This window comes from Enterobacter sp. 4974935 (genome assembly GCF_058661735.1).
In genome coordinates this window covers 1,752,663-1,777,291 of record NZ_JBZWGT010000003.1, presented here as the reverse complement: position 1 = coordinate 1,777,291, position 24,629 = coordinate 1,752,663, and the positions used below count along the sequence as shown (strand labels likewise).

Genomic DNA, 24,629 nt, shown 5'->3' with positions numbered 1-24,629 from the left:
CTTCGGAAAATGAATTGATTAGCTTTACGCCTTTACGGATAAAAAGCAGGCAAACAGCTTCATTTTCCTAAAGGAATGCTTTACAGGGGCGTCTCATTTGATATGATGCGCCCCGCTTCCAACAGGAAGCAGGCCAGTTAAAAGCATTACCCCGTGGTGGGGTTCCCGAGCGGCCAAAGGGAGCAGACTGTAAATCTGCCGTCATCGACTTCGAAGGTTCGAATCCTTCCCCCACCACCATCTCCAGCTTTACTTCAAAATATGAATTACCCCTGGTGGGGTTCCCGAGCGGCCAAAGGGAGCAGACTGTAAATCTGCCGTCATCGACTTCGAAGGTTCGAATCCTTCCCCCACCACCATCACTTCCAGATTCTTTAGCACTCTCCAAAAGCACAATGCTCCATGGTTCTCCCATGCGGGGAAAGATGAGAAGCTTCGACCAGGGTTCGATCCGAGCATAGTGAATTCCGTAGGCCGGGTAAGGCGCAGCCGCCACCCGGCATCCGCACGAAACCCTGGTTCCAGGACAAAAAAAACCCCGCAAATGCGGGGTTGTATCAATACAGCGAATCAGCGACGAGCACGCACGATCTGATATTTGCGCGTCAGGTACTCCACCGGCGCACTCCAGATGTGCACCAGGCGAGAGAACGGGAACAGCACAAACAGGGTCATACCCAGCACCAGGTGAACGCGGAAGATGAACGCCACGCCGTCCAGATGCTCAGAGGCACCACCGCGGAAGGTCACGACAGACTGCGCCCATCCCACCAGCTTCATCATCTCGCTGCCGTCCATATGCTGCGCAGAGAATGGAATGGTCAGCAGACCCAGCGCACACTGCACCATCAGCAGGGAGAGGATCAGGATGTCCGCTCCGGTCGTGGTAGCCCGCACGCGTGGGCTGAACAGACGGCGTTTCAGCAGCAGCAGCCCACCCACCAGGGTCATCACGCCGCAGGCGCCACCGGCGAGCATCGCCATCTTCTGCTTCACTTCAATCGGCAGCCACGCTTCGTACATCCAGTGCGGCGTCAGCATCCCCAGGAAATGACCGGCGAAAATACCCAAAATCCCGATGTGGAACAGGTTTGACGCCAGGTTCATCCCTTTACGATCCAGCATCTGGCTGGAGGCAGCACGCCAGGTGTACTGGCCATAGTCATAACGCAGCCAGCTTCCCACCAGGAACACGGTGCCCGCGATATACGGGTAAATGTCAAAGAAGAACATATTCAGGAAGTGCATTAGTGCTGTCCTCCGTTAGAGATATTCAAATATTGCGGAGCCACCGCTCCGGCAAAACGACGCTGATGCGCGGAGATTTCAGATTCGCCACAGCTCTGGTCAGCAAAGAATTTCACCTGTTCTTCTTCCCAGACGGCATCCAGTGCTTGTGGGGTGTCGTCACGGGCTTCATCCGCAATTTTTTCCGCCACTTTTTGACTGTCAACCGAGGCGTTAGCCAGTTTCACCAGCAGATCGAACAGGACAGCATAATTGCTCTCACGTTGCTGGAGACGTGCGCCGAGCAACGCCAGAATGGGAGCGATGTCCTGCAACCCGCCCAGCGCTTCCTCTTTCGGCAGCTGCGCCAGATATTCCAGGTACAGAGGCAGGTGATCCGGCAGCTCGCGGCTGTCGAGTTGCAAACCGTGCTGCTCGTACTGGGCCATCAGATCCACCATCGCCTGACCACGGTCGCGGGATTCACCGTGAACGTGTTCGAACAGCAATAGAGACGTGGCACGACCACGGTCAAACAGCTGGCTGTAGTCCGCCTGCGCATCAAGAAGATCGCGCGCCAGCAGGTCGCGGAGGAAAATGCCCAGCGTCTGGGCATCCTCTTTATCCAGGTTTTCAGATGACGCGAGTGCATCAAAGAGTTCCTGTTGATGCTGCACAAGCGCAGCATCAGGGTACTCGAGCAGACGCGAAACAATGACGAGTTCAATCATTGGTGCGGCTCCGTTTTGCTGGTCACATCCATCGCGTCGATGCGGCGGCTGTTGAACAGGTTGAATTTGCTGTCTGACCCGTGGCAACCGTCGCCAAAGGTAAAGCCACACCCACTTTTCTCCGGGAAGGCCTCGCGAGCCAGCTCGCGGTGACTGCTCGGCACCACGAAACGATCTTCGTAGTTAGCGATTGCCAGATAGCGGTACATCTCCTGCGCCTGCGCTTCGGTCAGGCCGACCTCTTCCAGCGCGCGGGTATCGTTAACGCCGTCAACGGTTTCCGCACGTTTGAAGTGACGCATCGCCAGCATACGTTTCAGCGCCAGCAGCACCGGCTGGGTATCCCCTGCGGTGAGCAGGTTGGCCAGATACTGAACCGGAATACGCAGGCTTTCCACGTCCGGCAGAATGCCGTTGCTGCCCAGTTCACCTGCGTCAGCCGCAGACTGAATCGGAGACAGCGGCGGCACGTACCAGACCATCGGCAACGTGCGGTATTCCGGGTGCAGCGGCAGCGCCAGCTTCCAGTCCATCGCCATTTTGTACACCGGGGACTGCTGTGCGGCGTCAATCACGCTCTGCGGAATACCGTCTTTCAGCGCCTGCTCGATCACCTTCGGATCGTTCGGATCGAGGAAGACCTCCAGCTGACGCTGATACAGATCTTTCTCGTTCTCGGTGCTTGCGGCATTTTCAATCGCATCCGCGTCGTACAGCAGCACGCCGAGGTAGCGGATACGCCCTACGCAGCTCTCTGAGCAGACGGTCGGCATACCGGCTTCGATACGCGGGTAGCAGAAGATACACTTCTCAGACTTACCGCTCTTCCAGTTAAAGTAGATTTTTTTGTACGGGCAGCCGGTGATGCACATACGCCAGCCGCGGCACTTGTCCTGGTCGATCAGCACAATGCCATCTTCTTCACGCTTGTAGATGGCGCCGCTTGGGCAGGTCGCCACGCACGCCGGGTTAAGGCAGTGTTCGCACAGGCGCGGCAGATACATCATGAATGTGTTTTCGAACTGGCCGTACATCGCCTTCTGCATGTTCTCGAAGTTCTGGTCTTTGGCGCGTTTTTCGAACTCGCCGCCCAGAATTTCCTCCCAGTTTGGACCGCTGGTAATTTTGTCCATGCGCTTACCGGTGATCAGCGAGCGAGGACGGGCGATCGGCTGGTGTTTGCTTTCCGGCGCGTTGTGCAGGTTCTGATAGTCGTAATCAAAAGGCTCGTAGTAATCGTCGATGCCCGGCAGATGCGGGTTAGCAAAGATTTTACCGAGCAGCATCGCACGGTTACCCATGCGCGGTTGCAGTTTGCCGTTGATTTTACGGATCCAGCCGCCCTTCCACTTCTCCTGGTTTTCCCAGTCGGTCGGGAAGCCGGTGCCCGGCTTACTTTCCACGTTGTTGAACCAGGCGTACTCCATACCTTCACGGCTGGTCCAGACGTTTTTACAGGTGACTGAGCAGGTATGACAGCCGATGCATTTATCCAGATTCAGCACCATGCCGACTTGTGAACGAATTTTCATTTTACGCTCTCCTGTACCTGGTCATTTCCTTCGCCATCTAACCAGTTAATATTCTTCATCTTACGTACCACCACGAACTCATCGCGGTTTGATCCTACAGTGCCGTAGTAGTTAAAGCCGTAGGCCAGCTGGGCATAGCCGCCGATCATATGCGTCGGTTTCGGCGTAATACGGGTCACAGAGTTGTGAATACCGCCGCGCTGCTCGGTGATCTCTGAACCCGGCAGGTTAACGATACGTTCCTGCGCGTGGTACATCATGGTCATCCCGGCTGGTACACGCTGGCTCACCACCGCACGTGCCGTCAGGGCACCGTTGCTGTTGAACACTTCGATCCAGTCGTTATCTTCGATACCCAGATCTTTGGCGTCCGCTTCGCTCATCCAGACAATCGGCCCCCCGCGTGACAGCGTCAGCATCAGCAGGTTGTCGCTGTAGGTGGAGTGGATACCCCACTTCTGGTGCGGCGTCAGGAAGTTCAGCGCCTTCTCAGGGTTACCGTTTGATTTCGCCCCCATCACCGCTTTCACGGAGCGGGTATCGATTGGCGGCCGGTAAACCAGCAGGCTTTCACCGAAGTCACGCATCCACTGGTGATCCTGATACAGAGACTGACGGCCAGAGAGCGTGCGCCATGGGATCAGCTCGTGAACGTTGGTGTATCCGGCGTTATAGGAGACATGTTCATCTTCCAGACCAGACCAGGTCGGGCTGGAGATAATCTTGCGCGGCTGAGCCTGAATATCGCGGAAGCGGATTTTCTCTTCTTCTTTATTCTTCGCCAGATGCGTATGGTCACGGCCGGTAAATTCACTCAGAGCCGCCCACGCTTTCACCGCCACGTGGCCATTGGTTTCCGGTGCCAGGGTCAGGATCATTTCCGCTGCATCAATTGCCGTGTTCAGCATTGGCTGGCCTTTGGCCGGGCCGTCTGCTTTGGTGTAATTGAGCTTGCGCAGCAGGTCCATTTCGCTCTGGGTGTTCCAGGCGATGCCTTTACCGCCGTTACCGATCTTCTCCATCAGCGGACCGATAGAGGTAAAGCGCTCGTACGTTGCCGGGTAATCACGTTCAACCGGAATAATGTGCGGCGCGGTCACGCCCGGGATCAGGTCGCATTCGCCTTTTTTCCAGTCCTTCACGTCAAGCGGCTGCGCCAGTTCGGCAGCGGAGTCGTGCTGGATTGGCAGCGTCACCACGTCGGTCTCTTTGCCCAGGTGCCCTACACAGACTTCGGAGAATTTCTTCGCGATGTCTTTATAGATTTCCCAGTCGCTTTTTGATTCCCACGCCGGGTCAACGGCCGCAGACAGCGGATGAATAAACGGATGCATATCCGACGTATTCATGTCGTCTTTTTCGTACCAGGTGGCGGTAGGCAGCACGATATCGGAGTACAGGCAGGTACTGGACAGACGGAAGTCCAGCGTTACCACCAGATCCAGCTTGCCGTCCAGACCGTTGTCTTTCCATTCAACTTCTTCTGGCTTCACGCCGCCCTGCTTGCCGAGATCCTTACCCTGAATACCGTTTTCGGTACCGAGCAGGTATTTCAGCATGTACTCATGGCCTTTACCGGACGAACCCAGCAGGTTGGAGCGCCAGATGAACAGGTTACGCGGATGGTTTTTGCCGTTCTCAGGCTGTTCTGCCGCAAAACGGATTGAGCCATCCTTCAGCGATTTCACGGTGTAGTCCACCGGTGACATGCCCGCTTTCTTCGCCGCTTCCGCAATGCGCAGCGGGTTAGTGCCCAACTGCGGTGCAGACGGCAGCCAGCCCATGCGTTCAGCGCGCACGTTGAAGTCAATCAGATGGCCGCTGTAGCGGGATTTATCCGCCATCGGCGACAGCAGCTCCTGCGCGGTCACCGTCTCGTAGCGCCACTGGCTGGAGTGGTTATAGAAGTAGGAGGTGCTGTTCATGTGACGAGCCGGACGCTGCCAGTCAAGGGCAAACGCCAGCGGCTGCCAGCCGGTCTGCGGACGCAGTTTTTCCTGGCCCACGTAGTGCGCCCAGCCGCCGCCGCTCTGCCCGACGCAGCCGCAGAAGATCAGCATGTTGATCAGGCCGCGATAGTTCATATCGAGGTGATACCAGTGGTTCAGACCGGCACCGACGATGATCATGGAGCGACCGTGAGTTTTGTCTGCGTTTTCCGCAAATTCGCGGGCGATACGGGTGATTTGGGCGCGTGGCACACCGGTGATCTGCTCCGCCCAGGCTGGTGTATAAGCCTTCACGTCGTCATAGCTGGTCGCGCAGTTTTCATCGTTCAGACCGCGCTCCAGGCCATAGTTCGCCATGGTCAGATCGTAGACCGTAGTGACCAGAGCGGTAGAACCGTCCGCCAGTTGCAGGCGCTTAACCGGCAGTTTGTGCATCAGAACGTTTTGCAGCTCAACCTTGTTGAAGTGCTCGGAACCTTCACCACCAAAGTACGGGAAGCCGACATCGGCGATTTCGTCCTGGCTGCCCAGCATGCTGAGGCGAAGTTCTGTCTCTTCACCCGTGGTGCCGTTACGCTGTTCCAGGTTCCATTTGCCTTTTTCGCCCCAGCGGAAGCCGATAGAACCGTTTGGTGCCACCAGCTCGCCGTTGCTGTTGCAGGCGACCGTTTTCCACTCCGGGTTGTTTTCCTGACCCAGCGCGTCCACAAGATCCGCAGCACGCAGCATACGGCCAGCGGCGTAATAGCCGTCACGCTCTTCAAGCATCACCAGCATTGGCATGTCGGTGTAGCGACGCACGTAATCGGTGAAATACTGGCTTGGCTTGTCGAGGTGGAATTCACGCAACATGACGTGGCCCATCGCCAGCGCCATGGCGGCATCAGTACCCTGTTTCGGTGCCAGCCACAGGTCACACAGTTTGGCGATTTCGGCGTAGTCCGGGGTCACGGCAACGGTTTTGGTCCCTTTGTAACGTACTTCGGTAAAGAAGTGCGCATCAGGGGTACGGGTCTGCGGAACGTTAGAGCCCCAGGCGATGATGTAGCTGGAGTTGTACCAGTCAGCGGACTCCGGCACGTCGGTCTGTTCGCCCCAGGTCTGCGGCGACGCTGGCGGCAGGTCGCAGTACCAGTCGTAGAAGCTCAGACAGGTACCGCCGATAAGTGAAAGGTAGCGCGCGCCGGAGGCGTAAGAGACCATCGACATTGCCGGGATTGGCGAGAAGCCTGCCACGCGGTCAGGACCGTAAGTTTTCACGGTATAGACGTTGGAGGCCGCAATCAGCTCGTTCACCTCTTTCCAGGAAGAACGAACGAAACCACCGCGACCACGCGCCTGTTTGAAGCTTTTCGCTTTGTCGGCGTCCTCGATGATGGATGCCCATGCATCAACCGGATCGCTGTGCTGCACTTTCGCTTCACGCCACATTTTCATCAGGCGTTTACGCATCAGCGGGTATTTCAGACGGTTGGCGCTGTAGAGATACCAGGAGTAGCTGGCCCCACGCGGGCAGCCGCGCGGTTCATGGTTCGGCATATCCGGACGGGTACGCGGATAGTCGGTCTGCTGCATTTCCCAGGTCACCAGACCGTTTTTAACGAAAATCTTCCAGCTACATGAGCCAGTGCAGTTTACACCGTGGGTAGAACGGACAACTTTGTCATGCTGCCAGCGTTGACGGTAACCGTCTTCCCAGTCCCGGTTGGTATCCAGAACCTGGCCGTGCCCATCGGCAAAAGTTTCACCCTTCTGTTTGAAGTAGCGAAACCGGTCCAAAAATTTGCTCATCGGGTATCTCCTGTGTGGAGCCTGTGGCTCTCTAAATCGACATTGCTGATTTGCAGCGAAGGTAACGCTATGAAAGATGGTGAGAATTGATAACGATCAAGACGGAGGGGGTCTCTGAAGGGGGGTATTAGATCAAATACCACCAAAGCGGTAGCTGTTAATATTTTTTAACTTAATGATTTATATGGATATATTTTATTTATCGTACAATAAGTGGAGCAAAATTTAACATCTTAGGTATTAAGGGGTAGAGACACCTGTAAAGCGATGGCGATCACAGCGTTACCTGCGTGCGACTACGGGAAACGCTATTAGTATGTTGTAACTATTAAGCGATTAAAAAAAGCGCGGCACTCAGGCCGCGCAAACGGATAATCAAGCTTACTTGTTTTTCTTGGTATTACGGCCATATACCAGCCAGGTGATGACCACACAGGCGATATAGAAGACGAGGAATACCTTCATCGCACCCGCCGGAGAGCCGGTCAGATCCAGTGAGATACCGAACGCTTTTGGAATAAAGAAGCCGCCAATCGCGCCAATCGCAGAGATAAACCCAAGCGCCGCAGCGGTATCAGTGGCGGCTTCACGCATCGCCTGCTCGTCGCTCCCGCCCTGCGCTTTCACGCGGTCCATGGTCAGCTTGCGGAAGATGACAGAGATCATCTGGAAAGTAGACGCACTGCCCAGCCCGGCGGTCAGGAACAGCACCATGAAGACGCCGAAGAAGGCAAAGAAGTTACCTCCCTCACCACCCGCAGGCAGCGTCAGGAACAGCAGCGCACAGAAGATGGCCATCAATACAAAGTTCACCAGCGTAACGCGCGTTCCACCCAGACGGTCGGAGATCATCCCGCCCAGCGAACGTGCCAGCGCGCCAATAAACGGACCGAAGAAGGCAAACTGAAGGATCTGTACGTCCGGGAACTGGGTTTTCGACAGCATGGCAAAGCCTGCGGAGAAACCGATGAACGAGCCGAAGGTCGCCAGATACAGCAGTGCCATTACCCACAGGTGGCCACGTTTCAGAACCGGCAGCTGCTCGCTCAGGGACGCTTTGGACGCGGACAGGTCGTTCATGAAGAACCATGCAGCCAGGGTAAAGACCACCAGGAACGGTACCCAAATCCAGGAGGCATTTTGCAGGAACAGCACTGAACCGTCGGGCTGCGTCACACCGCCGCCGCCAAACGCCGCAAAGATGGAGACCGAGATCGCCAGCGGAGCAATCAGCTGCATCACGCTCACGCCCATGTTACCCAGACCGCCGTTAATGCCCAGCGCACCACCCTGCTTCGCTTTCGGGAAGAAGAAGCTGATGTTTGCCATACTGGACGCAAAGTTCGCCCCCGCAAAACCGCACAGCAGAGAGATAATCACGAACACGCTAAACGGTGTAGAGGTATCCTGCACCGCAAAACCGAGCCACACGCACGGCACGATCATGATCCCGGTACTGAAAGCCGTCCAGCGACGACCACCAAAGACCGGCACCATAAACGCGTAAGGAACGCGCAGCAGTGCGCCTGAAAGCGACGGCAACGCAGTCAACATAAACAGCTGATCGGTGGTAAAGGTAAAGCCCACTTTTGGCAGGTTAACCGCAACCGCACTGAACAACATCCAGACGCAAAACGCCAGTAACAGACATGGCACGGAAATCCACAGATTACGACTTGCTATACGGTGGCCGCGCTGTTGCCAGAACGCCGGATCCTCTGGACGCCAGTCTGTAATAACGGCACCAGTTTCCCTTTCGGGAGCGGAAGAGTGACTCATAGACACCTCTGATTCTCGAATGATGCTGCAAACATTAGGGCTTTAGGGCGGCGGTAAGTTGATATAAATCAAAGGAAAAGTGGGAGGTTTTGCGGCGAAAAAAAAGCCATCACTCTTAATGAGTAGATGCAAAACGTAAAAAAGGTGTGGTTTTTCACGGTGCTGACGCATCCCTGCTTCGTCCACCCACTAACCGTTACCTCTCTGGCAATTTAGAGGTAATCCTTTATTGGTATGGGTATACTCCAGGGTATGCACCAGAATAGCGCCATTCCTGCAATCAGGTCACGTCAGGAGCCCGGCAACTCTATGTTAAAAAGATGTTTATCTCCGCTGACGCTGGTTAACCAGCTGGCGCTTATTGTTCTGCTGTCCACCGCTATCGGTGTGACCGGCATGGCTATTTCTGGCTGGCTGGTACAGGGTGTGCAGGGTAATGCGCATGCCATCAACGAGGCAGGCTCGCTACGTATGCAGAGTTACCGGCTGCTGGCGTCGGTGCCGCTGACGCAGGCTGACCAACCGCTTATCGACGAAATGGAGCGTACCGCATTCAGCCCTGAACTGGAAAGAGCCGCCATCCGTGACGGCCAGCAATCTCAGCTTAAGGCGCTTCAGGGCTACTGGCATACCCAGCTGGAGCCCGGGTTAAAGCGGGCGGAAGACCGGGAAACGGTCGCCAAGGATGTCGCCGGGTTTGTTTCACGCATCGATCATCTCGTCTCCTCGTTCGATCGCACCACAGAGTTACGCATTGACCGCGTGGTGATGGTTCACCGCGCAATGGCGCTGTTTATGGGTTTGCTGCTGATTTTCACGGTTATCTGGCTGCGCGCGCGGTTGCTTAACCCCTGGAAGCAACTCCTGGCGATGGCCCGCGCCGTCACACAGCGCGATTTTACCCAACGCACGCACATCAGCGGGCGCAACGAAATGGCGATGCTCGGCGAGGCGCTCAACACCATGTCGGCGGAGCTATCTGAAAGCTACGCGGTACTGGAAAAACGCGTCCAGGAGAAAACCGCCGGGCTTGAGCAGAAAAACGAGATCCTCTCTTTCCTCTGGCAGGCGAACCGTCGCCTGCATATGCAGGTACCGCTTTGCGAGCGTCTCTCGCCGGTACTGAACGGCCTGCAAAACCTGACTCTGCTCCACGATCTTGAGCTACGGGTTTATGACGTTGAAGATGAGGAAAACCATCAGGAATTTACCTGTCAGTCGGACATCTCCTGCGACGATAAAGGGTGTCATCTTTGCCCGCGCGGCTTGCCGCCGCTTACCACCAGCGGCACGACCCTCAAGTGGCGGCTGATGGACAGCCATACCCAGTACGGTATTTTGCTGGCCACCCTGCCCGCCGGACGTCATCTGAGCCACGACCAGCAGCAGCTGGTCGATACTCTTGTAGAGCAGCTCACGGCCACGCTGGCGCTCGACCGTCATCAGGAGAAACAGCAGCAGCTGATCGTGATGGAGGAGCGCGCCACCATCGCCCGCGAGCTGCATGACTCCATCGCCCAGTCCCTCTCCTGCATGAAGATGCAGGTGAGTTGCCTGCAAATGCAGGACGAAGGCATGCCCGAGAGCAGCAAACAGCTGCTCAGCCAGATCCGCAACGAGCTTAACACCTCGTGGATTCAGCTTCGCGAGCTGCTGACCACCTTCCGTTTACAGCTCACCGAGCCGGGGCTACGCCCTGCGCTGGAGTCCAGCTGTCAGGAATTTAGTGCCAGGCTGGGCTTCCCGGTGAAGCTGGATTACCAGCTGCCACCGCGTTTTATCCCCTCTCACCAGGCGATCCATTTGCTGCAAATTGCCCGTGAAGCCCTGAGCAACGTGCTCAAGCATGCCGAGGCGACGGCCGTCACGGTCACCGTCAGCTGCCAGGATAATCAGGTGAAGCTCAGGGTTCAGGATAACGGCCGCGGCGTGCCGGAAAATGCCGAACGAACGAACCATTATGGTTTAATCATCATGCGAGACCGCGCGCAAAGCCTGCGCGGTGATTGCCAGGTTCGCCGGGGAGAGTCAGGTGGCACCGAAGTCGTGGTCACCTTTATACCCGAAAAGCCCCTCATAACTGCTCAAGGAGAAAACCATGACTAATCAGGAACCGGCATCTATCCTGTTGATTGACGATCATCCGATGCTGCGCACTGGCGTTAAACAGCTTGTCAGCATGGCGCCCGATATCACCGTCGTCGGGGAAGCCAGCAACGGCGAACAGGGTATTGAACTTGCCGAATCGCTCGATCCTGATTTGATCTTGCTCGATCTCAACATGCCGGGCATGAATGGCCTGGAAACCCTCGACAAGCTGCGGGAGAAATCCCTCTCTGGCCGGGTGGTGGTCTTCAGCGTCTCAAACCATGAAGAAGACGTGGTCACCGCCCTCAAGCGGGGGGCAGACGGCTATCTGCTGAAAGATATGGAGCCGGAAGATCTGCTCAAGGCGCTGCAACAGGCTGCCGCAGGCGAGATGGTGCTGAGTGAAGCGTTAACGCCGGTACTGGCCGCCAGCCTGCGTGCGAACCGCGCCACGTCTGACCGTGACGTCAGCCAGTTGACCCCGCGCGAGCGCGACATTCTGAAGCTGATTGCTCAGGGTCTGCCGAACAAAATGATAGCCCGCCGTCTGGACATCACCGAGAGCACGGTCAAAGTGCATGTCAAACACATGCTGAAGAAAATGAAGTTAAAATCCCGCGTCGAAGCCGCCGTCTGGGTGCATCAGGAGCGCATTTTTTAACTTACTCATCCGGCAGCAACTTCCACCGTGGATCGTCGGCAGGCATTGCGACGAGCGGTTGCACCACGGAAAGCGTGATCTCATTGGAGGAGACACGCTGCCCATCCTTATCTTCCACCACGGCCGTAAGCCGCCATTCGTTTTTCGCCCCTTCCGCGTCGTTCCAGGCGGGCATGATTATGCTCCAGCCATCGCTGCTGTTGCTGTTTGCCGGTGAGGTCAGGCTGAGCGCTTGGGTATCACCCAGCCAGTGGATCTGACGGATACCGTGCGTGCTGCGAATTTGCAGCTTCAGCATCACAGTTTCGCCTGGCTTAAGATCCCACGGCGGCGTGGCCAGATAGACCGAGAGGGTTTTACGCTGACGGAATTCCATCACGGGCAGATTATCACGCTCAGGTGAATCATAGCGGCTGCCCCGCAGCGAGCGCGTCGCCGCCACTTCCCCGGCGGAAAGCTGTTTCGCCAGCGGCACGCCAAAGCGATAGTTGAGCTTCAGCCCGAGGTTATTCTGGCTAACGCCGCTCTCCCCCTGCTTATGGGCAGCCGTCAGGGTGACCAGCGGAACGGGGGTATAATTCAGCCCCAGGTTGACCGCAACCGGGTTGTGATACCCCGTACCGCTGTTAAACAGATCGACGTTATCGCCAAAATACTGTTCAAAGCTGACGCTGGTGTTCAGGTGATGAAACCAGGGAAGCCAGGCTTTGGCCGTTACGTCGTACCCGCGCGCCATGCGCTGCTCCCGGATGTCGGAACGCGGCTGCCAGCCAGCGAACGGCTGGTAGTAATTGGCCGACAGGCGAAGGTTTTCGCCCCACGCCTCTGCGCCCAGTCCGGCACGTTGAAGGTTGTCTTCCAGCAGGTTGTCGTAAAAGGTGTTGTAGCCCAGCAGCCAGTTTCCGGCAACCCAGCGCTGCCCGATCCCGACGTTGCTCACCAGCCCGTCTGTCTGCTGCGTCAGGCCAAGCTGGCTCCAGCTCAGATAGCGGGTGTTGTCGCTCCAGGGGATAAACCAGCTTCCGCTGCTGCCGTTAAAGTTACCGTCGTCATCCACCAGTACATTGACATTGGCGTTACCCCAGGGGGAAAGCCAGGATTCGATCTGCTCGTTGACTTCCCCGCTGACGGCATCCCGCACCTTGCCAAACGCGAACTGTCGCGCCTGCTGCCCGGCCGTCAGGCCGTTATCGATCATACTGGCTTCACCGAAGGCCTTTGCCATTTCAGCCAGGTGCTTTTCGCCTTCGGTAGTCGGTTGCGCCATACCGAGATCCGGCAGACTATCGCCGTTGTTATCAAACGGATTTTGCGCCTGCTGCACGAAGGATTTCGGCGCACCGTGAACGGCTCCAGCCGTAAAAAGGGGGAGTAACAGCAAAAAACGGATGCGGGACGATACAGCCTTCAACGTCGTCAATCAGAACCTGTGTTTATGAACAAACACTTATTATGTTAACGCCATAAGCCCTGAAAACCAGTCTTAACAGAAATTTCAGGAATATCCTGAACAGAATTGTCGGGTGGCGGCTTCGCCTTACCCGACCTACAAATTCGTGCCGGTGCGAAGCCGCCACCTGACGCCTTTACACTATTATCCCAACAACCCTTTCAGCTCCGGCAGGCAGGAGCCGCAGTTCGTACCGCAACGCAGCTTCACGCCCAGCGCTGCGGCAGAATTACAGCCTCCGGCTATCGCCTTACGTATCGTATTTTCACCCACGCTAAAGCAGCTACAGATAATTCGCCCGGGATCGGCATCTTCGCCCGGCCGTTGTCCGTGCAGCAGCGCGTGGCGTTCAGCGAGTTGTACGGGCGCAGCAGCAAAGGCTTCTTCAATAAACGCATGCGCCAGCGCCGGCAGCGTCTGGCCTTCCCAGTAGCCCAGCATCAGCTCGCCGTGATGCCAGGCGAGCACGCTGCTGCGTTCTCCCGTCTGTGCCACCTGTAACTGCCAGCCCCGACCGCTGGCGTACGCCATGACCCACGACAGCAGCGGCTGCTCCCCCGCCACCGTCAGACGTGAGGCTTTACGCCACCAGCATACCGACGGCGGCAGCGCTGGCAACTCGCGGGCATACAGCTCCCCCTGCCAGGCGGGTAGCCAGGGCAGGATCCTCACCGCGGTTTGTTTACTCTCCGGCTGGCCGGACCAGGCATCAACCCGCCCTTCCACCAGCGCGTTGACCTTCCCCTGCCGGGCAAACTGCGCGTTCCAGTGCATCGGCGCAAACAGCTCGCCCGCACGCTGTGCGGTAGAGATACGTACTCTGGCAACCATGACCCCGCGCGGGGAACTTATCCGCGCCAGCTGGCCGTCAGTCAGCCCCGCGCGCGCCGCATCGGTTGCGTTCATCTCAATAAAAGGCTCATCGATATGCTGCATCAGGCGCGAAACATACCCCGTGCGCGTCATGGTGTGCCACTGATCGCGGATCCGCCCGGTATTCAGTATCAAGGGGTACAATTCGTCGACGCCTGCCCCATGCGAGGAAGGATCAACCGGTACAAGATTTCTTTGCGGGAAATCACCGGCATGCCACTGATAAGGCGCCAGCTCGTCCCACGCCTCTCGCGACAGCGACGCCAGTTCGCGCAGGTTTAGCGCCCGTTCGCCGTTATTTTCAAACGCCGTCAGCGCCGCATGTTCACAAAATATCTCATGAGGGTGTTCCCAGGCGAAGGCATCGCCATAACCGAGCTGCTCTGCGATCCGGGCGATGATCCACCAGTCCGGTCTGGCCTCGCCCGGCGCAGGCAGAAACGCGCGCTGGCGCGAAATACGCCGCTCGGAATTGGTCACCGTTCCGTCTTTTTCGCCCCAGCCCAGGGCGGGAAAACGGATATGAGCAAACCGGCTGGTGTCCGTCTCCTGCATCACCTCAGATACTATTACCAGCGGGCAGGCTGCCAGGGCCTGGCACACCGCGTGGCTGTCGGGAAGTGACACGGCAGGATTGGTGCCCATGATCCACACCGCCTTCACCTCGCCGCGGGCAATCGCGTCAAACAGCTCTACCGCCATCAGCCCCGGCGTTTGTGCCAGCCGCTCGGTTCCCCAGAAACGCGCCACACGCGAAAGATCGTCCGGCTCGAAGTTCATGTGCGCCGCCAGCTGGTTCGCCAGCCCACCCACTTCCCGCCCGCCCATGGCGTTTGGCTGTCCGGTCAGCGAAAACGGGCCGCAGCCCGAACGGTTGAACTTCCCGCTGGCAAGATGCACGTTAATGATGGCGTTACACTTGTCGCTGCCGCTGGAGGACTGGTTGATCCCCATGGTGTAGAGCGTGATCGCGCGTGGCGCAGTGACAAACCAGTCGTAGAAGGTGCCAATCTCGTCTGAAGGCAGATCGCAAAACGCGGCCACGTGAGGAATCGGCCACTCGCCGCTCCCCTGAATCAGATTGAGCAATCCCACAAACAGCCCGGCGTCGCTGCCGGGCTTAAGCGCCAGATGCAGGTCAGCGGCATCGCAGGTGGCGGTTTTGCGCGGATCGATCACGACCACTTTCATCTGCGGGTTGCTGCGTTTTGCCTGCACCAGCCGCTGATACAGCACCGGATGCGTCCAGGCCGCGTTTGAGCCAACGAGTACCACCAGATCGCTGTTTTCCACGTCCTCGTAGCTGCACGGCACAATGTCTTCACCGAAGGCGCGTTTGTAGCCCACCACCGCCGACGACATGCACAGCCGCGAGTTGGTATCAATGTTCGCCGCCCCGATAAAGCCTTTCATCAGCTTGTTGGCCGCATAGTAATCCTCGGTCAACAGCTGGCCGGAGGCATAAAACGCCACCGCCTGCGGCCCCCATTCGTTGATGATCTTCCGTAGCCGCTCGCCCGCTTCACCCAGCGCCTGCGGCCATGCCACCTCCATGCCGTCAACAACCGGGCGCAGCAGACGTCCCTGCAACCCCGTCGTTTCCCCGAGGGCAGATCCTTTTACGCACAGGCGACCAAAGTTCGCCGGATGAGTTTCATCCCCACGAACGCTTACCGCGCCATCTTCCACACTGGCGACCACGCCGCAGCCCACCCCGCAGTAAGGGCACGTTGTACGGGTTTCCGTCATGAGGCCTCCGCACGCATCACCAGCTCTTGGCTTCCAACCCAAACCTTGCCGTTTTCAATTTTTACCGGCCAGGCGCGCACCACGGGTTCGCCGTTCTCCACCTGACATCCATCGCGCAGACGTATGCGCTGCTTATAAAGCGGGGAAATCACCACCGGCTCGCCCGCTGCATCGCCAAGGATGCCGCGCGAAAGCACGTTCGCGCTGCTGCCCGGCTCCAGGTCGTCCAGGGCATAAACGGACGTTCCAAAGCGGAACAGCGCAATCGGTTTTCGGCCAAGCCGCGCGCCGATGCCCGCCTGCTCGGGGATATCATCGATGCCGCAAATTTCCTGCCAGCGCTTGCTCTCCGCCGCGGCAGGGACATTAACCGCGGTGCGGAACAGCGCCAGGCGATCAGGATCGTTGAGGGTGGTTTGCCATTCGCACTGATAGGTCTCCACCACCCGGGCCATCTCCTGCTCCAGCTCGTGGGCGATCCCCAGGCTGTCGTTGAGGATCACCTCGCGCAGATAGTCGAGGCCGCCTTCCAGATTATCCATCCAGGTACTGGTGCGTTGCAGACGATCTGCCGTGCGAATGTAGAACATCAGGAAACGGTCAACGGTGCGGATCAGCGTTTCGTCGTCCAGATCGCTGGCAAAGAGATCCGCATGGCGCGGCTTCATCCCGCCGTTGCCGCACAGATAAAGGTTCCAGCCCTTGTCCGTGGCAATCACCCCCACGTCTTTGCTCTGCGCCTCTGCGCACTCACGGGTACAGCCGGAGACCGCCATTTTGATTTTGTGCGGCGCACGTAACCCCTTGTAGCGATGCTCCAGTTTGACCGCAAGGCCGGTGGAGTCCTGCACGCCATAGCGACACCAGGTCGACCCGACGCAGGATTTCACCGTGCGCAGGGATTTCCCGTACGCATGACCGGTCTCAAATCCGGCCTCCACCAGCGCCTGCCAGATTTCCGGCAACTGTTCGAGCGTGGCGCCAAACAGGTCAATACGCTGTCCGCCGGTGATTTTGCTGTAAAGGCTATAGCGTTTCGCAATCTGGCCGATGGCGATCAGCCCGTCGGCCGTCACTTCCCCGGCAGGCATGCGCGGCACGATGGAATACGTTCCGTCCTTCTGAATATTGGCAAAGTAGCGGTCGTTGGTGTCCTGCAGCGGCAGATGCGCCGGTTTTAGCAGGTATTCATTCCAGCAGGAGGCCAGCACTGATCCCACCAGCGGTTTACAGATCTCACAGCCGTGCCCTTGTCCGTAACGGCTGATAAGCTGGTCGAAGGTCCGGATATGGTTGACGCGCACCAGGTGGTATATCTCCTGACGCGAGTACGGGAAGTGCTCACAGATATCTTTTTTCACCTCCACGCCCTGCTCCGCAAGCTGGAACTCCATCACCTGCTTCACCAGCGCGCTACAACCTCCGCAGCCGGTCGCCGCTTTGGTGCACTGCTTAATGGCGCCGATATCCGTTGCGCCCGCGCTTACCGCCAGGCAGATATCCCCTTTGCTGACGTTATGACACGAACAGATCTGCGCGCTTTCCGGCAGCGCCGCCACGCCCAGCGCTTTTGGCGTGCAGCCTGACGACGCGGGTAATATCAGCGTTTCCGGCTCTTTTGGCAGACTGATGCCGTTAAGCATCATCTGCACCAGCGTGGCGTATTCGCTGGCATCGCCCACCAGCACGCCACCCAGCAGGGTTTTGCTGTCGTGACTGACCACAATTTTTTTGTAGATTTGCTGCGGCCCGTGCGTCCACTGGTAGCTCAGCGCCCCCGGCGTGCGCCCGTGGGCATCACCAAACGACGCCACATCCACCCCCAGCAACTTGAGTTTGGTACTCATATCCGCGCCGGTGAAGCGCTTCTCCTCACCCGCCAGCACAGCGGCAGCCACGCGCGCCATCTGGTAGCCCGGTGCCACCAGGCCAAAGATTTTCCCCTCCCACAGCGCGCATTCCCCGATGGCAAGCACGTCCGGATCGGAGGTCCGGCAGCCGTCGTCAATACAGATCCCGCCGCGCTCGCCAATAGCCAGCCCGCTGCTGCGCGCCAGCGCGTCCTGCGGACGAATACCGGCAGAGAAGACGACCATGTCCGTTTCCAGCTGTTCACCCTCGGCAAAACGCAGCACCAGCCCGTCGTCTGCGGTGGCAATCTCCGTCGTCGATTTACTGGTGTGTACCCCTACGCCCAGCGCCTCAATTTTCCTGCGCAGCATTGCCGCACCGTCGCTGTCGAGCTGCACCGCCATCAGGTTCGGCGCAAACTCCACCACGTGGGTTTCCAGCCCTAGCTGCTTAAGCGCATTCGCCGCCTCCAGCCCCAGCAGGCCGCCGCCAATTACCACGCCGCGGCGAGAGCCTGCCGCATGGGCCGCAATATTGTCCAGATCGTCGAGGGTGCGGTAGACAAAACAACCCGGCAGATCGCTGCCCGGAACGGGCGGTACGAACGGGTACGAGCCGGTCGCCAGCACCAGCTTATCCCAGTGGGTTTCATGGCCGCTGGCGGTACGCACAACGTGTGCATCACGATCGATAGCGACAATCTGCTGCGAGAGGCGCAGCTCTATACCGTTATCGGCAAAGAACTCCCCCGCCACCAGCGAGAGCGAGCCCGCGCTGCGTCCGCCAAAATATTCCGACAGATGCACGCGGTCATAGGCCGCATAGCGCTCTTCGCCAAAAACAATAATCTGATACTGCTGATGCAAATTGCGGTTAACGCAGTCTTCGAGGAAATGATGGCCGACCATACCGTGCCCAACCACCACCAGAGTAGGTTTTGTCATAGCGTTCTGTCCTGCAACCTGCGGTTGCGTTGTGAAACGATCGAACAGCCAGTCCGCGTGGGCGGGCGCAGCCGTTGCCAGTAAATCGGTAAAGGTTGCCGCACTGCGGCAGTCACCCAGCAGCAGCACGCCAGCCAGCGCCCCCTGATGGATCAGTAAACGTCGATAGTGACGGGTCAGCGGATCCCATGAACTCCATACCACATCGTCCGCCTGCGCCGTCGCGCGTCCGAGGCTGAACAGCTCCACGCCGGTCACCTTAAGACGCACGCCGTTGTCGGTCCGGGTAAACGGCGCGGTGATCTCCCCGGCCAGCCGCGCGGCGAGAATATCCGCCTGCGCCAGACAGGGGGCGACCAGGCCAAATGTCTGGCCGTCAATTTCGCAGCACTCGCCGATGGCGTAGATAGCCGGCACGGAGGTTTGCATCTGGTGATCCACCACGATACCGCGCGCGCAGCGAATGCCGCTGGTTTTTGCCAGCGCAACGTTGGGCTGTACACCCGTGGCCAGCACCACGCGCGCGGCGGTGACGCGGCATCCGTTGAGTAGCGTCACGCTCTTGCCGTTAATCGCCGCGATGCCAGAGGCGAGTTCACAGCTAACGCCCCGCGCCGCCAGCGCCTCTTCAAGCAGCAGTCCCGCCTGCTGATCCAGCTGCTGTTCCATCAGCCAGGGACCACGATGGATAAGCGTGACGTTGTCACCGTTGCGCGCCAGCGCTGCCGCTGCTTCCACGCCAAGTACGCCACCGCCCAGCACTACCGCCGGACCGGAGAGGTTCTGGATGGCGCGGGTCTCTGCCAGGGTGCGAAAGGTGAACACATGCGGCGCATCGCCGCCGGGGATCGGCGGCACTACAGGGGTAGACCCGGTGGCAAACACCAGCGCATCCCAGCCCAGCGTGCGAGCAGAGGTACGCACTTTACGCGCGTTAACGTCTACTGATAGCACCGTTTCTCCTCGCAGCACCGTCACGCCTCGTGCCGTGTACCAGTCTTCATCGTGCAGACAGATGTGCTCCGCCTGCTTTTCACCACTCAGCACCGGCGAAAGCTGGATGCGGTTGTACGCCTGCTCCGGCTCGTCACCGATGACGGTGATAGCGAAACGACCGGGCACACGCCCGGTGAGCGATGCAATCAGCCGGGTTGCCGCCATACCATTACCGATAATGACCAGTCGCATCGTGCCCCCTCATTACGCCGCTTTCGGCTGTTTTTCGTAGAGGAAATGGAGGATCTGCTGGCGCATGTGGTGATAGCGGCTATCGTCCGCCAGCTGCACCCGGTTGCGCGGGCGCGGCAGATCGACGCGCAGGATCTCACCCACGGTGGCCGCCGGGCCGTTGGTCATCATCAATACGCGGTCAGAGAGCAGTACCGCCTCGTCCACGTCGTGAGTGATGAGCACGATGGTGGTGTTCAGCGCCTGCTGGATCTGCATCACCGAGTCCTGAAGATGGGCACGCGTCAGCGCATCGAGCGCGCCAAACGGCTCATCCATCAGCAGCACTTTCGGCTTCATTGCCAGCGCCCGGGCAATACCGACGCGCTGCTTCATACCGCCGGAGATCTCCCCGGGGCGCTTATGCAGCGCGTGGCCCATCTGCACCCGGTCGAGATTGTGCTCAATCCACTCTTTGCGCTCGGCCTTACTCATGGTGCGACGGAAGACCTGATCCACCGCCAGCGCCACGTTGTCGAAGCAGGTTAACCACGGCAGCAGCGAATGATTCTGAAACACTACCGCACGCTCAGGCCCCGGCCCGGCGATTTCGCGGTTGTCGCAAATCAGCCCGCCTTCCGTCGGCAGCGTGATCCCGGCGATCAGGTTTAACAGCGTCGACTTGCCGCAGCCGGAGTGACCAATCAGACTGACGGTTTCGCCCTCGTGGATATCAAAAGAGACGTTTTGCAGTGCCAGAAACTCGCCGCTGGCGGTGGAAAAACGCTGGCTCACGGCCTGGACCTGAATTAAAGGTTTCATCTTCACTCCTTATTTTTCCTGCCAGCTAAAGCGACGGGCGATCAGCATCAGCCCCTGCTCCAGCAGCAACCCGACCACGCCAATGATGACGATGGCGATGAGAATGTTTTCGACGTTAAGGTTGTTCCACTCATTCCAGATCCAGAAGCCAATGCCTAAACCTCCGGTGAGCATCTCGGCGGCGACAATCACCAGCCAGGCAATGCCAATGGAGAGACGTACCCCGGTCAACACCGCAGGCAGCACGGCGGGGAAAAGAATGCGGCGCATGATGGTCCACTCTGAGAGTTGCAGCACCCGGGCCACGTTGAGGTAGTCCTGCGGAATACGGCGCACCCCTTCGGCGGTGTTAATGACCATCGGCCAGATGGAGCAGATAAAAATGGTCCAACTCGACGCGGGCTCCGCTTTCTGGAACAGCAGCAGGCCGATAGGCAGCCAGGCCAGCGGGCTGACCGGACGCAGGAGCGCGATCAGCGGGTTGAACATGCGGGAGAAAAAGGTGAAGCGCCCAATCAAAAAGCCCAGCGGAATGCCCGCCAGCGCCGCCAGACCGAAGCCGATGGCGACGCGCTGCAACGACGCCAGCACGTTCCAGCCAATGCCCATATCGTTTGGCCCGTCGCGATAAAACGGATCGGCAAACAGGGTCATGGCCGAATCGAGCGTGCTGAGCGGCGTCGGGAAACCTTTACTGTTTATCGCCGCCAGCTGCCAGAGCACCACCAGCAGACCGAGACCGAGCAGCGCCGGGATGACGCGCTGTAAAAACTCATTCATCCGACGCGTAAACGCTGGCGCACGACGGCGAACCTGTAGCGGAGGCAGGACAATCACTTCCCCGCTCTCTGACTTCTCTTGTGGTTGCGTATTTTGCAGATGCTGCATACTCAGGCCCCTTTACGGTGAATGGCGAAGCGGTTGGCGTACCCTTCCGGATCGGTGCCGTTCCAGACGGTGCCGTCCATCAGGGTACTGCTGCGATACGGTGATGACGGTGTGGACATGCCGCCCACGGCGGTCGCGGCATCCTGCCAGACCGCGGTCTGGTTAATGCGCTGTGCGATGCCCGCATAATCCGGCGCGGCGTTGAGCAAGCCCCAGCGACGGAACTGGGTTAAGAACCACATGCCGTCGGAGAGATACGGGTAGCTCACGGCACCCTCATTGAAGAAACGGATCGGGTGCGCATCCTGCCAGCGCTGACCGAGCCCGTTGTCGTATTCGCCGAGCATGCGTCCGGTGAGGTATTGTTCCTTGCAGTTGAGCCATGCGCGGCGCGAGAGGATCTGCGCGGTTTCACGTTTGTTTTCCGCTGACGCCTCGATCCAGCGCGCGGCTTCCATCACGGCGCTCACCAGCGCCCGTGCGGTGTGCGGATTTTTCACCACCCAGTCGCGTCGGGTGCCGAGGATCTTTTCCGGGTGATCGGCCCAGATGGACTGTGACGTGGCGGCGGTAAACCCGATGCGGTCGTTAATCGCCCGCGCGTTCCACGGCTCGCCGACGCAGAACCCGACCATGTTGCCGATGCGCATGTTCATCACCATCTGTGGCGGCGGGACCACCACAGTGCGCACGTCGTCAAACGGGTTAATGCCCGCACTGGCCAGCCAGTAGTAGAGCCACATAGCGTGTGTCCCCGTCGGGAAGGTATGCGCGAAGGTGTAGGTTCCCGGTGCCTGCTGTGTAATCAGCTTTTTCAGCCCGTCGAGATCACGAACGCCCTTCTCCGCCAGATCGCTGGAGAGCGTAATGGCCTGACCGTTCTGGTTGAGAGTCATCAGGTTCGCCATCTGCTGCGGCTTGCCCGCGATACCCAGCTCCAGTCCGTACAGCAGGCCGTAAAGAATGTGTGCGGCGTCCAGCTCCCCCGCCACCAGCTTGTCGCGCACCGCCGCCCAGCTCGCCTCTTTGGTAGGTACAATGGTAATGCCGTGTTTTTTATCGAACCCTTTCAGGGCCGCGATAACCACTGGCGCGCAATCGGTCAGGGGGATAAACCCGATACGCACGGTATCCTGCTCCGGCTTATCTGACCCCGCCGCCCATGCGGCCTGCATGACACCCGGCAACAGCATCGCACCACTCGCCAGCATGCTGGCCTGCAATAAACGCCGTCTCGACAAATCCGCCATAATTGCTCCTGAAAAAAGGCAAAAAAAAGCGCCCGACGGTGCTGAAGCACCGCTGGACGCCTTTATCCCGAAGACGTATGCACCGCCGTTGGCGCATCGTCAAAAATAGTTAATCTGTTAATGCAAAGGTGATGCCAGCTTTTTAACCCCGGCGTTACGGGGTTTCTGCAAGGAGAGCGCTCTTTTACGCACCTCAATCAGGCATTAAATGCCCACTGACTGTGCAACTACTCCCCAGGGGGTATCTTCCACAGATTTTTCACCGTAAGGAGCGCACGGGCGATATCCACCATGCGTTGGTTTTTATCCATCGCCATTTTGCGCAGGGCTGTCCACGCCTGCTCCTCGCTCATGTTCTGATGCGTCATTAGCACGCTTTTGGCCTTGTCGATGGTCTTGCGCTCCTCCAGCGTGTCGCGCAGGGAAGCAAGCTGACGGGAGAGTTGCTCAATTTCACGAGCCTGCTGGCGCACCAGCGGCAGCAGTGGTCTATCCGGAAATCGCGCCAGGATATCGTCGTACTCATCGTCTACGTGCAGGTTTTCGCTATAGCGACGCTCCTCAACTGCCGTCATCAGATCGGCAATGGCTACCTCCTCCAGCGTGCGCAGATGCTCAAGGCGCGCGGTTTGCAGGGCAAACCATTTGAGGGCAGTATCGCCATTATCTGCCGGAGGCTGGCGGGTGCACGCTTCACGCCTGAGTTTTTCAGTCTCCAGACCCGGCTGACAGTTGAGGGTAAACGTCTCCTGCACGTCTGGAGTGCAATGGGAGATAAAAACCTCAAAGCAGGCCTGCTGGCCATCAATGCGATCCACCAGCCGCTGGCGAGTTTCATCGTCAAAGAAGCCCTGGGTAAAACCAATAGCCCCTAACGCCCGCTCTTGTCCCACAAGTTCTTTGCCCTGCATCAGGCTGTAAAGGGCCACAAATCGGCCCGCGATGTGCAGATCGTCAATGCTGTCGCTGAGTTGAGGTACGATATTGAGCAGAAGCCGCAGTATGCGGCTGTAGTGTTCCATCGCCTGCGGCGCGGTGACGCGTTGACCTGTAACACCATCACGCAGCACCGTCAGCGTTTCAAGGCCGTGCAGTGCGCTGGCGATACGTTCGCAGAGGGCGCTGCCCGGCAGCGGTTCGCTAAACAGGAGGTGCAATGCAGCAAGGTTTTCATCCACCAAAGCCCTGCTGGCCTTGCATTCAGGCCCGTACAATTTACCCTGCGAGCAGAGCCAGACATTTGACGCACCGCGTTCGCACTGTAGCATATGCACCAGTCGACTGATGCCGTTCACCAGTGCGCCCAGCTGCGCTAATCTGCCGAGCTGTTCCTCCCGCAGCATTCTTGCACGCTGGAACCATTCGGTCGAGCCAGGCGAACTGCCAGCCACTATCGTCATCGTTTCTCTCTCCGATACATATTCTTCGGTATGAGAAGCAATATTCGTGCCTTTTCAAAGAACAGGAGTCAACATGCAGAAGATTGTGATCGTCGCCAACGGTGCGGCCTACGGCAGTGAATCCCTTTTTAACAGTCTGCGCCTGGCAATCGCGCTGCGCGATAAGGAGAGTGAGCTGGAGCTGCGCCTCTTTTTGATGTCCGATGCCGTCACGGCCGCGCTGAAGGGGCAGAAACCCGCTGAGGGCTACAACATACAACACATGCTGGAGATCCTGACCGCGCAAAACGTTCCGGTCAAGCTGTGCAAAACCTGTACCGACGGTCGCGGCATTACCGGGCTGCCCCTGATTGATGGCGTGGAAATTGGCACGCTGGTTGAACTGGCTGAATGGACTCTTACCGCTGATAAAGTATTAACTTTTTAATAATAAATCGCTAAAAATATTATTTTCTTATGGACGCGGTTTCAGCATCA

Annotated in this window: 15 protein-coding genes and 2 tRNA genes; 5 read left to right on the top strand and 12 right to left on the bottom strand. The window is 58.3% G+C overall.

Features of this window, described 5'->3' with window-relative positions; all coding sequences use genetic code 11:
• Window positions 1-155: 155 nt before the first annotated feature.
• Together AC4OVS_RS09600 and AC4OVS_RS09595 are read left to right on the top strand one after the other, a co-directional pair.
• Window positions 156-240: transfer RNA gene (locus tag AC4OVS_RS09600), tRNA-Tyr, on the top strand.
• Window positions 241-274: 34 nt separating this feature from the next.
• Window positions 275-359, top strand: a tRNA-Tyr gene (locus AC4OVS_RS09595).
• A gap of 211 nt (window positions 360-570) precedes the next feature.
• On the opposite strand, the gene narI is transcribed toward AC4OVS_RS09595, so the two are convergent.
• The 5 genes from narI to AC4OVS_RS09570 all read right to left on the bottom strand — a co-directional run bounded on the left by narI (window position 571) and on the right by AC4OVS_RS09570 (window position 9,009).
• Complete coding sequence (narI, locus tag AC4OVS_RS09590) at window positions 571-1,248, bottom strand: respiratory nitrate reductase subunit gamma (protein ID WP_022648359.1); 678 nt, start codon at window positions 1,246-1,248, stop codon at window positions 571-573.
• Window positions 1,248-1,958 carry a nitrate reductase molybdenum cofactor assembly chaperone gene (narJ, locus tag AC4OVS_RS09585; protein ID WP_022648360.1) on the bottom strand — a complete coding sequence of 237 codons (711 nt, stop codon included), beginning with the start codon at window positions 1,956-1,958 and terminating at the stop codon, window positions 1,248-1,250. Before narJ ends, narI begins: the two co-directional genes overlap by 1 nt.
• Window positions 1,955-3,490: a nitrate reductase subunit beta gene (gene narH / locus AC4OVS_RS09580; protein ID WP_023300280.1), complete on the bottom strand. Its 1,536-nt coding sequence runs from the start codon at window positions 3,488-3,490 to the stop codon at window positions 1,955-1,957. Before narH ends, narJ begins: the two co-directional genes overlap by 4 nt.
• Window positions 3,487-7,230, bottom strand: coding sequence for a nitrate reductase subunit alpha (locus AC4OVS_RS09575; protein WP_023300281.1), 3,744 nt, complete (start codon window positions 7,228-7,230; stop codon window positions 3,487-3,489). The genes narH and AC4OVS_RS09575 overlap by 4 nt, the downstream gene beginning before the upstream one ends.
• Before the next feature lie 381 nt (window positions 7,231-7,611).
• Window positions 7,612-9,009 (bottom strand): NarK family nitrate/nitrite MFS transporter, encoded by a 1,398-nt coding sequence (locus tag AC4OVS_RS09570; protein WP_022648363.1) that lies wholly within the window; start codon window positions 9,007-9,009, stop codon window positions 7,612-7,614.
• A 309-nt stretch (window positions 9,010-9,318) separates the two neighbouring features.
• Between AC4OVS_RS09570 and narX the strand changes: the two genes are divergently transcribed.
• Both narX and narL read left to right on the top strand, forming a co-directional pair.
• Entirely contained in the window at window positions 9,319-11,115 is a 1,797-nt protein-coding gene (narX, locus tag AC4OVS_RS09565; protein WP_192970030.1) for a nitrate/nitrite two-component system sensor histidine kinase NarX, read from the top strand.
• The gene (gene narL, locus AC4OVS_RS09560; RefSeq protein ID WP_003856701.1) at window positions 11,108-11,758 is read left to right on the top strand and encodes a two-component system response regulator NarL; all 651 of its coding nucleotides are present in this window, start codon (window positions 11,108-11,110) and stop codon (window positions 11,756-11,758) included. The genes narX and narL overlap by 8 nt, the downstream gene beginning before the upstream one ends.
• A gap of 1 nt (window position 11,759) precedes the next feature.
• On the opposite strand, the gene AC4OVS_RS09555 is transcribed toward narL, so the two are convergent.
• The 7 genes from AC4OVS_RS09555 to nasR all read right to left on the bottom strand — a co-directional run bounded on the left by AC4OVS_RS09555 (window position 11,760) and on the right by nasR (window position 24,152).
• Complete coding sequence (locus AC4OVS_RS09555; RefSeq protein ID WP_022648365.1) at window positions 11,760-13,178, bottom strand: YchO/YchP family invasin; 1,419 nt, start codon at window positions 13,176-13,178, stop codon at window positions 11,760-11,762.
• A 174-nt stretch (window positions 13,179-13,352) separates the two neighbouring features.
• On the bottom strand, window positions 13,353-15,830 hold the full coding sequence (locus AC4OVS_RS09550) for a nitrate reductase (RefSeq protein ID WP_491922348.1): 2,478 nt from the start codon (window positions 15,828-15,830) through the stop codon (window positions 13,353-13,355).
• Window positions 15,827-19,813 (bottom strand): nitrite reductase large subunit NirB, encoded by a 3,987-nt coding sequence (gene nirB / locus AC4OVS_RS09545; RefSeq protein WP_491922347.1) that lies wholly within the window; start codon window positions 19,811-19,813, stop codon window positions 15,827-15,829. The genes AC4OVS_RS09550 and nirB overlap by 4 nt, the downstream gene beginning before the upstream one ends.
• A 12-nt stretch (window positions 19,814-19,825) precedes the next feature.
• Entirely contained in the window at window positions 19,826-20,614 is a 789-nt protein-coding gene (locus AC4OVS_RS09540) for an ABC transporter ATP-binding protein (RefSeq protein ID WP_042715167.1), read from the bottom strand.
• Between the two features lie 9 nt (window positions 20,615-20,623).
• Window positions 20,624-21,502: a nitrate ABC transporter permease gene (ntrB, locus tag AC4OVS_RS09535; RefSeq protein ID WP_022648369.1), complete on the bottom strand. Its 879-nt coding sequence runs from the start codon at window positions 21,500-21,502 to the stop codon at window positions 20,624-20,626.
• Window positions 21,503-21,504: 2 nt separating this feature from the next.
• Window positions 21,505-22,752 (bottom strand): CmpA/NrtA family ABC transporter substrate-binding protein, encoded by a 1,248-nt coding sequence (locus AC4OVS_RS09530; RefSeq protein ID WP_022648370.1) that lies wholly within the window; start codon window positions 22,750-22,752, stop codon window positions 21,505-21,507.
• A gap of 227 nt (window positions 22,753-22,979) precedes the next feature.
• Window positions 22,980-24,152: a nitrate regulatory protein NasR gene (gene nasR / locus AC4OVS_RS09525; RefSeq protein WP_491922346.1), complete on the bottom strand. Its 1,173-nt coding sequence runs from the start codon at window positions 24,150-24,152 to the stop codon at window positions 22,980-22,982.
• A 73-nt stretch (window positions 24,153-24,225) separates the two neighbouring features.
• On the opposite strand from nasR, the gene AC4OVS_RS09520 reads away from it, so the two are divergent.
• Window positions 24,226-24,579, top strand: coding sequence for a DsrE/DsrF/TusD sulfur relay family protein (locus AC4OVS_RS09520; protein WP_023300288.1), 354 nt, complete (start codon window positions 24,226-24,228; stop codon window positions 24,577-24,579).
• The last annotated feature ends 50 nt before the right edge of the window (window positions 24,580-24,629 follow it).